We start from the raw sequence: 12,458 nt of genomic DNA on the forward strand, positions 1-12,458 counted from the left end.
AGGCTCACGCGTTTGACGGAACGCGACCGGACGTGGTGTGCGCCGTACGCCACACGCACGAGAACTGTTTCGCCATCGCCTCGTTGTCAACATCGCCATCAGCAGCACCTCGGACGAGTTAACGAGAGGCAGGCAGTCACCTCATGAGCCCCACCCCCGCGAAACCCGGCGGCGCCCACCATCCCGCCCGCCGGGCCGTCCTGCGCGGCGCGTTCACCGCCGCCGTGGTCACCGGCACCGGCGCCGCCCTGCTCCCCCTGTTCGACCGCGAGCCCTCCACCGCCGCCCGTCCGGCCCCGGGACCGGCGCCCGAGGGTGCCAGGCCCGCGGTGGAACAGTTCGCCGAGACGTACCGGGGCCGGGAGATCCGGGGCACGCCGATCGTCGTCCCCGCCGCCGCCCCGGACGGCGACCGGGCCGCCCTCTCCGCCGTACCGGCCACCGAGGTCCGGATCGACGGCAGGCCCCTGCACGTCATGAGACGGGCGGACGGCACCTATCTGAGTGACGTCACGCACTACGAGTCGTTCCCGACGCTGCTGGAGACGGCCCGCGCCGCCGTCGACGAACTCGGCCCCACCGCCCGTCTCGCGCGCCCCGCGGCGCACCGTATGTGAACCAGGAGGACCAGCACCGGTGTACACCCGCAAGAACCAGCGCGACCTCACGCGCACCGAGAAGCGCCGGCTCGTCGACGCGATCCTGAAACTGAAGCGCTCGGGGCGCTACGACGACTTCGTCGTCATGCACCGCGAGTTCTACGTCATGGACACCGAGAACCGGCCCCGTCCCGCCCATATGACGGCCTCCTTCTTCCCCTGGCACCGCCGGTACCTGCTGGAGTTCGAGAAGGCGCTCCAGGGCATCGACCCGGGAGTCAGCGTGCCGTACTGGGACTGGACCACGGACAACACACCCAGTTCCTCGCTGTGGGCGGAGGACTTCCTCGGCGGCAACGGCAGGCCCGGCGACCGCCGGGTCACCACCGGCCCGTTCGCCCACGAGGCGGGCAACTGGAGTGTCGGCCGCGGCGTCACCGACGAGAACTACCTCACGCGCAACTTCGGCAGGCCCGGCAGGAACCCGGTCTCCCTGCCCACCAAGGACGACGTGGCGCGGGCGCTGAAGGACCCGGTCTACGACACGGAGCCCTGGAACAGCATCAGCACCGAGGGCTTCCGCAACCGCATCGAGGGGTGGGGGATCCGGGGCGTGCGCACGGTGGCCAACCACAACCGCGTCCACCAGTGGGTCGGCGGGCCCATGGCGGGCGCCGCCTCCCCGGAGGACCCGGTCTTCTGGCTCCACCACGCGTTCATCGACCTGCTGTGGGACCGGTGGCGCAAGGCCCACCCGAGCTCCGCCTATCTGCCGGGCCGCAAGCCCGCGTCGCCCGGCCGGGACCGCGACTACGTCTTCGGCCTCGACGACCCGATGCCCCCGTGGAACGTGACGCCCGCCCAGCTCCTCGACCACAGCAAGCTCTACCGCTACGCCTGAGTCCGGTCACGGGGACGGCCGGCCCCCTCCGCAGGGAGGGAGCCGGCCGCGTGGGTACAGCGGGAGGGTCAGCGGCCGTAGCCGTAGTCCCCGTTGTCACCAGTGTCGTGACCCCCGGAGACGTTGGCGCAGGTGTTGCCGAACGCCGGGTTCAGCAGACCGATCACGTTGATCGTGTTGCCGCAGAGGTTGACCGGCACGTGGATCGGGACCTGCACGCTGTTGCCCGAGCCGACACCGGGGGAACCGGCGGCGAGGCTCTGCGCACCGGCGTCCGCCGAGGCCATGCCGGCGCCGCCGGCGATCAGGGCGCCGGTGCCGGCCATCACGGCGGCGACCTTCGTCATACGAGACATTCAGAACTCCTTGAAAAGAAGGGGGGTGTGCTGCGGACACGAGGCCCGCACCCCCTGACAACGCGAAAAACGCCGGACGGTAACGGATCAGCTCATACGTGGTATCTCCGACGCATATCCCCGGCATCACCGTCCGGACCGCGCGCCACGTCTCAGCGTCCGATCACCGGCAGCCCGGTCAGCCGCTCGTGCCAGTCCCGCGCCGCCGGGAACCGGGCCTTCACCGTCTCCACCGCCCGCTCCCGCACCGCCACCTGCGACTCGCGCAGCCGCAGCAGCGGCTCAAGCCCGGGACGGGCCAGCAGCAGCCGCTGGTTGACCACGGGCACCGGCTGCCAGTGGTTCTTGTAACTCTCCGCGCCGCGCAGCAGGCTCAGCACCTCGCGCCCGCTGTCCGAGGCCTGCTGGGCCACCTCGCGCAGCAGCATCGTCGACACATCGACCTTCCGCTCGCGCAGCGCCGGGTCCGCCCCGTAGAGATAGCCGCCCGTCAGATGCCCCGACTGCAACGACAGGTTGGACGCCACCACCTCGCCCTTGAGCCGGAACTCGGTCATGGCCGCCGTGCCGTCGCCCACCATCCGCCCCACCGACCGGATCAGATGGTCCGAGAACCGTGCCCTGAGGTGCTCGGGGTTGACGCCCCGGCCCTCCCACTGCCGCTCGTGCAGCCGCAGCAGCGTGCCGATCGCCGCGGGCACCCCGTCCTGCGGGACCCGGTGCGCCTCGACGCCCAGGGCGTCGACCTTGCGCAGCTTGGAACGCAGCCGCTGGCCCCGCGAGCCGCTCAGCCGCGCCACCAGATCGCCGAGCGGCTCGGCCGGAAGCTCCATGCACGTCGAGTCCGTGAGCCTGCTCCGGGCCCCCGGCCACCGCCCGAACAGCAGCTGTGCCGACGCGTCCGGCCGGACCTCCCGCAGGTCCACCACGGTGTGGCGGGCCGCCCGGTCCAGACCGCGCTGCAACGCCCCGACCGCGTAACCGGCCTCCTCCTCGTCCAGCAGGATGTCGAAGAAGTCGGAGATCGCCCCGCCCATCGGGACCAGCAACGGCATCGGACGGTGCACCAGCATCAGCGGGGCCGCCCCGATCAGCCGCCCCGACCGGCGGACCAGCAGCACCCGCAGCCGGCCCTCCTGACCGTAGGAGATCCACCACGAATGCAGCCAGGCGTGGCTCTGGAAGGGCGTGGCGGTGGCGCAGCGCCGGTGCAGGGCGTCCCACTCCCCGGCGAGCGCGCCGAACTCCCGGAAGTCCCGGCACAGGGTCACGGCGATGCCGCCCGTGCGGTGCGCCGTCATCGGACCAGCTCCCGTTCGTCCTGGGCGACGCCCCCCTCGGCGGCGGCCGGCGCGGGCACCTGCGCCGAGACGCTCCAGCCCGCCCGGCGCGGCCGCACCAGCAGCACCAGACCGCCCAGCAGACCGCCCGCGGCGGCCCCCACGGCCGTGCCCAGCGGAACGGACGGCGACACCGGCTGGTCCGGCGTCATCGCATGGGTGAACTTGATCAGCTTCACCCCGGTGTCCTTGGAGACATGACCGCTGCTCACGATGACCGCCTCGATCACCGCGTTGGCGATGTCGGCGGCCCTGCGCCGGTCCTCGGACGTCCCGGTCACCGCGATCATCGGCGAGTCGGGGGAGGTCTCCGACCGGACGTGGGACCGCAGTTCACGCAGCGGCTCACCGGCCGCGCCCTGCGCGTACGAGAGCGTCGCGTCGCTGGTGACCAGACGCCCGTACGACTGCGCGTAGCCCAGCGCCGCCGCGGGAGCCGTCTCCTCCTCGGCGACCGCCATCGCGTAACTGGTGGCCTCGTACTGCGGGGAGGCGAACGCGCCGTACGAGAGCCCGGACGCGGTGCCGAGCAGGACGCAGACGGGCAGGGGCCACCATTGGGGCAGCCGGGTGAGGGCGGTGCGCAGCCGACGGACGACGGCGTGGCGCTGCTGCTCGGGTGACTCGGTCATGAAAAGGCTCTCCGGTTCGGTGGGGCGGTGTCGAGGGCGTACGCGTAGACATCCATCAGGCGTTCGCTGCTGCGCCTGATGTCGTAGTGGCCGACGGCCCGGGGCGGCGGCATCCGGTCGGCGCGGTCCTGTATCCGCTGCCGCAGCCGGGCCGTCAGCTCCTCGGGGCTCCCGGCGATCCGGGTGGCGCCCGGAGCGTGGGCGGCGGGCAGGTCGTCGATGGCCGGGCAGGCGTCGTGCAGCACCGGAAGACCGGCCGCGAGCGCCTCCACGGCGGCCAGCCCGAACGACTCCTCGCGGGAGGTGGAGACGAAGACGTCGAGCGCGCTCAGCAGCGCCGGAACGCCGGGCACCGGACCGCCGCCCTCCTCGTCGCACTCCCCGAGGAACCGGATCCGGTCCGCCGCTCCGAGCCGGACCGCCAGCGCCCGCAGCACCCCGGCTTCCGGACCGTCCCCGGCCAGCAGCAGACGGGCCTCGGGCAGGGCGGCGACCGCCCGCAGCAGTACGTCGAAGCGCTTGCCGGGCACCAGTCGGCCGACGCCACCGACCACGAACGCCTCGCCCGGGAGATCCAGCGCCGCCCGCACCGCCGCCCGCCGCCCTGCGTCGAAGCGGAACCGGTCCGCGTCGATGCCGTTGGGCACCAGCCGGATACGGTCGGCGGGCACCCCCCAGTCCCGCAGCCGACCGGCCACGGTGGAGGAGACGGCGACGGTGGCCGCGCCGAGGCGTTCGGTGGCCAGGTAGAGGGAGCGGATGGACCGGGTGAGCGGGCGGCCCTCGATCTCGGCGCGCCCCAGGGAGTGTTCGGTCGCCACCGTCGCCCGGGTCCCCGCGAGCCGGGCCGCGATCCGCCCGTACACACAGGCCCGGTACAGGTGCGTGTGGACCAGGTCGTAGCGGCCCTCCCGGATCAGCCGGGTGAGCCGGCCGACCGCCGAGAGATCCCGGTTGCCGCGCATCCCCAGATGGGTCACCCGGATGCCGTCGGACCGCAGCCCGTCCGCGACCGCGCCCGGGTTGGTGAGCGTGACGACGTCGCACTCCACCGGCAGATGACGCAGCAGCAGCCGCAGCTGCTGCTCGGCGCCGCCGACCCCGAGCCCGGTGATGATGTGCAGCGCCCTCACCGTCGGCCGCCCGTCCGCTCGGGCGCGGCGGCCCGGGACCCCGTACCGGGCACCGCCCCGTGCCGCAGCCCGTGCCGCAGGTCCTTCGCCCACAGCCGTACGCCCCGGTCCGCCTGGCTGATGTGGGTACGGGGCAGGGCGAACCGGCTCAGCAGCGGGCCGGGCGCCAGCGCGCACGCGTAGCCGTAACCCGCCGAGCGGGCGGCGGCCGTGACCCGCCGGTCGAGGATGCCGTACGGGTAGCAGAACCCCTCCGGGAGCGTGCCGGTGAGATCCCCGATCAGTGCCCGGCTGTCGCGCGTCTCGCGGCCCAGCTCCTGGTCCGTCAGCGTGGTGAGATCCTGGTGGTAGAGACCGTGCGAGCCGACCTCCATGCCTGCGGCGGCGACCCGCCGGACGTCCTCGTGGGTGAGCAGCGGCTTGCGCGGGCCCAGCGGGTCCCACTCGTTCACCCCGCCCGGCCGGCCCGGCAGGACGAAGACCGTCGCCCGGCAGCCGTGCCTGCGCAGCACCGGCAGCGCCTCGCCGAGGAAATCCGCGTATCCGTCGTCGAAGGTCAGCCCGACCAGCCCGCGCCGCACCGCCGCCTCCGCGCGCAGCAGCTCCGCCACCCCCACCCCGGTCAGTCCTCTGCTGCGCAGCCAGGACAGCTGCTCGTCCAGGCGCCGGGGGGAGACGGTGATGCCGTACGGGTCGTCACTCGGGTCCGTCACCGAGTGGTACGTGAGGATCCACGGCTGACGGCGGGTGTGCGGGCGGAGCCGGGACGAGGGAGCGTCGGCGCAACGCGCCGAGCGGTCAGCGGCCATCAAGAAACCTCCGTCGGATGAGTGCCAGCAGGGAAGCGACGTCGGGCGAGCGCAGGGCGAGCCCGGTCAGGAAGAACACGGAGGGGACGAGGAGGCAGCCCGCGGCCAGGCTCAGCAGCGGATCGGGGACGAGCGGTGCGGCTGCCCAGCCCGCGGCCCCGGCCGCCAGCGCGGCCCCGGCCAGCCGGCCGAGCGAGAACGCCACGGCCCGCGTCCGGATCGGCACCACGCGGGTGCCGAGCCCCATCAGCAGGAGCAGCGCCGTCGTGCTGATCCCGATCGCGTTGGCCGTCGCGATGCCGTCGACGCCGAAGCGGTACGTCAGGGCGTACCCGGCCCCCATGGTGACGATCAGCCCGGTGCCCATGGCGAACGCCGGGAACCAGGTGGGCCGCCCGGACGAGAAGAACGGCCGGCTCAGCGCGCCGACCAGGCAGTGGCCCAGCAGGCCCAGCGCGTACACCCGCATCACCTGGGCGGTGGTTTCGGTGTCGGAGACGTCGAACGCGCCACGCTGAAAAAGCACTTCGATGATCTGGGGGGCGTAGCCGAGCACCACGGCCGTGCCGAGCAGCACCACCATCCCGGCCAGCGCGAGATCCCGCTCGACCCGCAGCCGGGCCTTCTCCCGGTTCCCGGCCGCCATGGCCTGCGCGACGACCGGGAAGGTCACCGTGCAGATCATCAGCGACAGCACCATCGGCATCTGCGCGACCTTCTGCGCGTAGTTCAGATGTGAGATCGCCCCGGCGGGCAGGGTGGAGGCCAGGAACCGTTCGACCAGCACCTGGGACTGACGGCTCACCACGAACAGCACCACCGGTGCCAGCACCGCGAAGCCCAGCAGGGGAGCGGTGGGCGCGGCGCGCCGTCTGCGTCGGCGGAACCGTGGCAGCCGAGGTCGGGCCAGGGGCACCAGCCTCAGGAACATGGGAAGTTGGGTCAGGATCATCAGCGCGCTGCCCACCGCGACACCCGCCGCGGCCGCCCGCACCCCCCACACCGCGTGCAGGGCCAACGTCATGCCGATGATGCCGATGTTGTACGCGACGTAGACCCCGGCGGGCGGCAGGAAGCTGCGGTGCGCGCGCAGGGCGGCGCTGAAGTAGCCGGTGATCCCGAACGTGAGCACCGTGACCGCGGTCAGCCGGGTGCAGTCGACCGCGAGCCGGGGGTCGGCGAGCCCAGGGGCCAGGACGCCCACGACCCACGGCGCGCCCGCGATGAGCAGGGCCGCGCCGCCGGAGAGCAGGAGGAAGAGCCGGGGGAGCGTGGCCGCCACCAGATCCCGTACGGGGTCGGACTCCCCCTTGCCCTCGTCCGCCGCCCGCCGGGTCAGGGCCAGGCTGAACGCGGGGACGAGCAGGAGCGCCATCCCGTCCTCGATCAGCAGCGTCGCCGCCATCTCGGGCACGGTCCAGGCGATCAGGAACGCGTCGCTGGCGTCGCTCGCGCCGAAGTACCGGGCGATGGCCTGGTCCCGCACCAGACCGAGGACCGCCCCCAGCACGGTGAGTACCGCCGTCGCCGCCGCCGCACGGGCGAGGAAGGACCCGAGCCGGGGCGCCTCACCGCCCGTCGGCTCCGCCTCCGTGCCGGGCGCGAGGGGCCCTTCGGGGCCGGACCCGGGTGCCGGGAGCAGGGTCGGGGCGGCCGCGCCCGCCGTGCGCGGCTCGGCCTCCGTGCCCGTACCGGACTCGCTCATGCGGTGCTCACCCGGTCCCGGTCCGGCTCGCCCAGCGCCCACCAGGCGGCGAGACCCAGCACCACACCGCTCAGTACGGTGGTGGGCCCGCCGATGTCCGCGTACAGGAAGTTGACGCTCTGCCAGGTCATCAGGGCGACCGCCGCCAGACCGCAGTCCAGCGCCGCGTGCCCGCGCGACCGGGCCTGTGCCAGTCTGCGTACGGCTCCGACCAGGATCGCCGCCCAGCTGCCGAGGACGGCGGTCAGACCGATGAGGCCCTGTTCGCAGAGGATGAGGAGGTACATGTTGTGCGGCGACAGGAGTGCCTGCCTGCGGAACTCCTGGCCCGCCCCGGCCGTGTCGCTGCCCGAGGAGAGCCCGATCGAGGCGTGTGCGTCGCGGTGGTCGGCGAAGCCCTTGAGACCCACCCCGGTGGCGGGCTGCTCGCGCCACATCGAGCCCGCCGCGCTCCACATGGCGTACCGGTCGCTGACCGACCGGTCCGGGGCCCGGGTCACCTGAGTAACGCTCGCGGCCCGCTCCGCGATCATCTCCGAGCCGATGCCGAGACCGCCGACCAACACCACCCCGGCCGCGCCCAGCACGGCCAGCGACGTCAGCGCCTGGCGCCGTCCGGTCAGCGCCAGGGCGGCCAGGACCGCGACGGCCGTGGCGATCCACACGCCCCGGCTGAAGGAGAGCGTCAGGGGCACGATCAGCGCGACGGCCACGACGGCGGCGCACGGCCGCAGCCAGGCCGGGGCGGAGCCCGGGGGGCGCAGCGCGCAGGCCGCCGCGGCGAGCAGCCCGTAGGCGACCACCGTGGCCATGCCCATGATGTCGCTGGGCCCGAAGGTGCCGACCGCCCGGATCTCCTCACCCATGTAGGAGGCGCCGGTCCCGGTGACGTACTGATGGACGCCCGTGACGCCCTGGACCACCGCCAGCACCACCAGCGAACCGGCGACGATCCGGAACCCGAGGGCGTCCTTGAGCAGGAGGAACACGGCGACGGGCACCAGGACGAAGACCTGGAGATAGCGGACGAGGCCCGGCAGGGCCGCCGCCGGGTCCGCCGCCGTGACGGTGGCCACCGCGAAGCCCACGGCGGGCAGGCCCAGGACGAGCGCGGCCGCCGCGCCGAGCGGGCGCTGACGCAGGTACAGCAGCCGCCCCACACACACCAGCACCGCGATGCCGGACGCGATGTCGGCGGGGCCGACCGCCGGTCCGCCGCCCCCGCCGAAGACCCCGTAGGGCAGGGCGGGCAGCAGGACCGTCGCGATCAGCGGCAGCAGCGGCCACCGGCTCCGCCACCCGCCCGGCGACGGACGGGGAGCGGTGCGGGGCCCGGCAGACGCTGCCGGGGCGGGCGGAGTCAGGGTGGCGGCCATCGTCAGCTGCCTCCGAGCCGGAAGACGGAACCCGCGGTCCGGGCCAGCACACACGCGTCCTGCCACAGCGACCAGGTCTCGATGTAGCGGTTGTCGAAGCGGGCCCGCTCCTCGATCGAGGTGTCCCCGCGCAACCCGTTCACCTGGGCCAGCCCCGTGATGCCGACGGGCATCCGGTGACGCGCCTGGTACCCCGGATGGGCGCGGCTGAACTGTGCGACGAAGAAGGGGCGTTCGGGGCGCGGACCGACCATGCTCATATCGCCGCGCAGGACGTTCCACAGCTGCGGCAGCTCATCCAGCGAGGTACGGCGCAGCACCCGGCCGACGCGGCTCATCCGCCCGTCGGACGCCACGTTCCACCGGGTCGCCGACTCCTGGGCGTCCGCGGGCCGCAGCGTACGGAACTTCAGCAGGACGAACGGGCGCCCGTGCCGGCCGATGCGCTCCTGCCGGAAGATCACGCCCGGCCCGTCCGAGAGCCGCACCGCCAGGGCACAGGCCGCCATCACCGGGGCCGCGAGCAGCAGACCGAACGCGGCCAGGACGGCGTCCGTCGCCCGCTTCACCCCGTGGCCCAGCGGACGGCGCGACCCGTCGTCCAGGAGCCGCACCCCGAAGCCCCACAGATGGTCGGGGCGGGCGGTCCCCCGCGCGGGCACGGTCCCCGCGCCGGGGTCGGTGACCAGCCACACCCGGCAGCCGTGCCCGGTGAGCAGGGCGAAGAGAGCGGCGCCGTCCGGGGTGGCCTCGGGCGGGGCGGTGAACACCGCGTGCCGCACACTGTTCTGCACCACGGCCCGCCCCACCTCCTGCGGGGTGCCCAGGACCGGCAGCGGCAGGGCACCGGAGTCCGCCGGAAGCTCCTCGTCCCCGCCGCCGACCAGACCGACCGGGCGCAGCCCGTACCCCGGGTGCTGGTACAGGGCCGACGTCACCTGACGGGCCAGGGGGCCGCTCCCCACGACCAGCGTGGACCGGGGACGCCGGGCGGCCGCCCGCTGCCGCGCCCGGTGGACCAACGCACGTCCCGCACAGGTCAGCGCGGTCTGCGCCCCGGCCCCGTACGCGAGCACCGCCCACCCGATCGCGTGCTGCGGGGCCAAGACGTCCAGCACCTCCATCGTCACGTACCACTGGAGCAGGGCGAGGCCGAGGAGCGCGGGCAGTTCGGACAGCACCGAGGGGGACAGGCACCTGCGGTACAGCCCGCGACGGGCGAAGAACAACACCTGCGCCAGCGCCTGGACGGCCACCACCGCCCAGGGCCACGACGCCGGGACGACCAGCGCGAACGTCACGACGGGCGCGAGGGCGTCGACGCACAGGAGCTGTACGACCCGGCCGCGGCGGACGCCACGGCGCTCGCCGCGCCGCGCCCGGATCCTTCCGTCGCTTCTTCGCGGCGGATGAACTGTGTGAGCCTGCACGGCTGTCGCCTGTGCGGTGCCGGGAACCGGTGCACTCTCCATCGTCATCGCTCGGTGCGCTTCCTCGTGGTGGGTCCGGACATGCCGACAAGTTCCTGGTAGAGACCGGCAACAGCCCCCGCGGTGCGTCGTACGTCGAAGGCCGCCCGGGTATGGCTCAGCGCCCCGCGGGACACCGCCTCGCGCAGCTCCGGGTCGGTGAGCAGCGAGGTCAGCGCCGAGGCGAGCGCCGCGGGGTCCTCCGGCGGCACGAGACAGTGCTCCTCGTGACCCGGCGGCAGGCTCTCCCGCGCCCCGTTCACATCGGTCAGCACCACGGCGCGGCCGCAGGCCATGGCCTCCAGGGGAGCCAGCGCCATGCCTTCCCAGCGTGAGGGCAGCACAAGGACGTCCGCCGCGTGGATCCACGGCCGTACGTCCTCGCTGGCTCCGGTGAACAGCACACCGGGCGGCGCCGATCGCTCCAGCTCCTCCCGGTCGGGCCCGTCGCCCACCAGCACCAGCCGTGCCCCGGCCACCCGCAGCCGCCGCCAGGCCCCGAGCAGGACGTCCTGCCCCTTCTGCCGGGTGAGTCGGCCGACGCAGACGACGAGCGGGGCGTCCGGGGCGATCCCCTTCAGCAGGGGCAGGGAGGCGCGGGCCGCCGTGCGGTCGGACTCGCCGCCCGGGCGGAAGCGGTCGAGGTCGATGCCGTTGTGGATCACCGACCAGCGGGCCGCGATGCCCGCCTCCTGGCCGGTGCGGCGCTCGGACTCGCTGACACAGAGGATGTGATCGGCCCAGCGGGCCCCGAACCGCTCCCAGCCGAGGGCGAGTCCGGCGGTGCGGCCGCCGACCGCCTCGAACGACCAGGCGTGTGGCTGGAACACCGTGGGTACCCGGCCGCGTACGGCGATCCGCCCCGCGAGACCGGCCTTGGCGCTGTGCGCGTGCACCACGTGCGGGCGGCTGACGCGGATGATCCGCCGCGCGGCCGCGACCTCACCGGCCAGCCGGGGCCCCGGCGCCCGGGTGGCCGCCCAGCCGTGCACCTCCGCACCGGCCGCCGCCGCCCCGACGGCCAGCGGACTCCCCGGCGGACAGGCCACCACGGGACGCAGCCCGGACCCGGCCTGGGCCCGCACGAGATCGGTGACGACCCTGGCCACTCCACCGTCGACGGGCTGAACCAAATGAAGGACCGTCAATTGTCTTTCTTCAGTACGACACATCTGCAGCACGCACGGCTCTCTTCGTTCAATCCGGTGAGTAAAGCCGAAGTGCACTTTGGCAGAGATGTGGCGAAATGGTGCGCGTGACTCGCTCATACGACCACATGGGGAGTACCCGGACGGCAGGACCGTCCGGGTGGTCGCGCGACGGAATCCCGCAGGGGCGCGAAAGCTTTGCCGTCAGGCGGCGAAAGGGCTTACGGAGTGCGGCCGCACGGAATTGAGAGGGCTTCGCGCGCGGATTAGCGGGCGGTCTCTCCTCCCCTTTCCGGCGTGCCGCACTCCGCCGTTCGCCGCACCGGATGGCGGCACCATCTAGGTGGGGCGATTACGCCGTTCTCGTGTTACGCCGTTCCCGTGTTCGTGAATATGACGTCCTCGGCACGGGCGACGATCTCCACCTCGTCGCCGAGCGCCCACTCCGCGACCCGCGACGCCATCGCCGCCGGGACCGGCTCACTGATGCCCGGCGCGGCAGGAATGTCGTACGTGGCATGGGCGTCGTGCGGCAGGACGACCCGGAAGTCCAGCTCCAGGGCACGGCGTGCGGTGGCCAGCACGCACATCTCCGACAGCATCCCGCAGACGGCGACCGCCCGGACCCCCGCCGCGGTCAGCTCGTCCTCCAGCGAGGTCCCCTCGAAGCCGTCGTCCTCCTCCTTGCGGATCACGCTCTCGGCAGGGCCCGGGCGGACCGGAAGGTGCAGCTCCCACCCCGGGGTGTGCGGCTCGTCCGGCGCCCCGGCCGGTCCGTCGTTCTGGAGGTGCACCACGAGCGCCCCGGCCTCCCGGGCCCCGGCGACCAGATCCGTCACCCGGTCCAGCAGCCGGGGCGCGTCGGGCACGGCGTTCTTCCCGGTGACGAACGCCGACTGGACGTCGATGACGAGCAGCGCCTGCACGGGAGCGGGGAGAGCGGTCATATCGGGGGAGGGACTTCCGTCGGGGCGTACGCGGACGGACAGC

12 protein-coding genes are annotated in these 12,458 nt (G+C 73.6%); 2 read left to right on the forward strand and 10 right to left on the reverse strand.

The genetic code is table 11. The features are described from left to right. The first annotated feature begins 143 nt into the window (after nt 1-143). Both CIB93_RS14860 and CIB93_RS14865 read left to right on the forward strand, forming a co-directional pair. The gene (locus CIB93_RS14860) at nt 144-617 is read left to right on the forward strand and encodes a tyrosinase family oxidase copper chaperone (RefSeq protein WP_096627286.1); all 474 of its coding nucleotides are present in this window, start codon (nt 144-146) and stop codon (nt 615-617) included. Between the two features lie 19 nt (nt 618-636). Next, nucleotides 637-1,500, forward strand: coding sequence for a tyrosinase family protein (locus CIB93_RS14865; protein WP_096627287.1), 864 nt, complete (start codon nt 637-639; stop codon nt 1,498-1,500). Between the two features lie 68 nt (nt 1,501-1,568). On the opposite strand, the gene CIB93_RS14870 is transcribed toward CIB93_RS14865, so the two are convergent. The 10 genes from CIB93_RS14870 to CIB93_RS14915 form a co-directional block, all read right to left on the reverse strand. Beyond that, nucleotides 1,569-1,856 (reverse strand): chaplin, encoded by a 288-nt coding sequence (locus tag CIB93_RS14870; RefSeq protein WP_096627288.1) that lies wholly within the window; start codon nt 1,854-1,856, stop codon nt 1,569-1,571. A 152-nt stretch (nt 1,857-2,008) separates the two neighbouring features. Continuing rightward, complete coding sequence (locus CIB93_RS14875) at nt 2,009-3,157, reverse strand: GNAT family N-acetyltransferase (protein WP_096627289.1); 1,149 nt, start codon at nt 3,155-3,157, stop codon at nt 2,009-2,011. Continuing rightward, nucleotides 3,154-3,828, reverse strand: coding sequence for a lipopolysaccharide biosynthesis protein (locus tag CIB93_RS14880; RefSeq protein WP_096627290.1), 675 nt, complete (start codon nt 3,826-3,828; stop codon nt 3,154-3,156). Before CIB93_RS14880 ends, CIB93_RS14875 begins: the two co-directional genes overlap by 4 nt. Next, a complete protein-coding gene (locus CIB93_RS14885) occupies nt 3,825-4,961 on the reverse strand; it encodes a glycosyltransferase (protein WP_096627291.1) in 1,137 nt (378 codons plus the stop codon). Before CIB93_RS14885 ends, CIB93_RS14880 begins: the two co-directional genes overlap by 4 nt. Next, complete coding sequence (locus CIB93_RS14890) at nt 4,958-5,770, reverse strand: polysaccharide deacetylase family protein (RefSeq protein WP_096627292.1); 813 nt, start codon at nt 5,768-5,770, stop codon at nt 4,958-4,960. Before CIB93_RS14890 ends, CIB93_RS14885 begins: the two co-directional genes overlap by 4 nt. Continuing rightward, the gene (gene murJ / locus CIB93_RS14895) at nt 5,760-7,475 is read right to left on the reverse strand and encodes a murein biosynthesis integral membrane protein MurJ (protein WP_096627293.1); all 1,716 of its coding nucleotides are present in this window, start codon (nt 7,473-7,475) and stop codon (nt 5,760-5,762) included. Before murJ ends, CIB93_RS14890 begins: the two co-directional genes overlap by 11 nt. Next, nucleotides 7,472-8,851, reverse strand: a complete 1,380-nt coding sequence (locus CIB93_RS14900) for an O-antigen ligase (RefSeq protein WP_096627294.1) — start codon at nt 8,849-8,851, stop codon at nt 7,472-7,474. Before CIB93_RS14900 ends, murJ begins: the two co-directional genes overlap by 4 nt. A 2-nt stretch (nt 8,852-8,853) precedes the next feature. Further along, entirely contained in the window at nt 8,854-10,329 is a 1,476-nt protein-coding gene (locus CIB93_RS14905) for a sugar transferase (protein WP_096627295.1), read from the reverse strand. Next, nucleotides 10,326-11,501 carry a glycosyltransferase gene (locus CIB93_RS14910; protein ID WP_096627296.1) on the reverse strand — a complete coding sequence of 392 codons (1,176 nt, stop codon included), beginning with the start codon at nt 11,499-11,501 and terminating at the stop codon, nt 10,326-10,328. The genes CIB93_RS14905 and CIB93_RS14910 overlap by 4 nt, the downstream gene beginning before the upstream one ends. Before the next feature lie 335 nt (nt 11,502-11,836). After that, entirely contained in the window at nt 11,837-12,415 is a 579-nt protein-coding gene (locus CIB93_RS14915; RefSeq protein ID WP_096627297.1) for an isochorismatase family protein, read from the reverse strand. Nucleotides 12,416-12,458 lie beyond the last annotated feature (43 nt).

This window comes from Streptomyces sp. WZ.A104, from assembly GCF_002382885.1.
In the GTDB taxonomy this organism is placed as follows: Bacteria; Actinomycetota; Actinomycetes; order Streptomycetales; family Streptomycetaceae; genus Streptomyces.

What these genes read in the sequence shown, in the direction of transcription:
- CIB93_RS14860 (WP_096627286.1), top strand. Translation starts at nt 144, where the DNA reads ATGAGCCCCACCCCCGCGAAACCCGGCGGCGCCCACCATCCCGCCCGC.
- CIB93_RS14870 (WP_096627288.1), bottom strand. Translation starts at nt 1,856, where the DNA reads ATGTCTCGTATGACGAAGGTCGCCGCCGTGATGGCCGGCACCGGCGCC.
- CIB93_RS14875 (WP_096627289.1), bottom strand. Translation starts at nt 3,157, where the DNA reads ATGACGGCGCACCGCACGGGCGGCATCGCCGTGACCCTGTGCCGGGAC.
- CIB93_RS14880 (WP_096627290.1), bottom strand. Translation starts at nt 3,828, where the DNA reads ATGACCGAGTCACCCGAGCAGCAGCGCCACGCCGTCGTCCGTCGGCTG.
- CIB93_RS14890 (WP_096627292.1), bottom strand. Translation starts at nt 5,770, where the DNA reads ATGGCCGCTGACCGCTCGGCGCGTTGCGCCGACGCTCCCTCGTCCCGG.
- murJ (WP_096627293.1), bottom strand. Translation starts at nt 7,475, where the DNA reads ATGAGCGAGTCCGGTACGGGCACGGAGGCCGAGCCGCGCACGGCGGGC.
- CIB93_RS14900 (WP_096627294.1), bottom strand. Translation starts at nt 8,851, where the DNA reads ATGGCCGCCACCCTGACTCCGCCCGCCCCGGCAGCGTCTGCCGGGCCC.
- CIB93_RS14905 (WP_096627295.1), bottom strand. Translation starts at nt 10,329, where the DNA reads ATGACGATGGAGAGTGCACCGGTTCCCGGCACCGCACAGGCGACAGCC.
- CIB93_RS14915 (WP_096627297.1), bottom strand. Translation starts at nt 12,415, where the DNA reads ATGACCGCTCTCCCCGCTCCCGTGCAGGCGCTGCTCGTCATCGACGTC.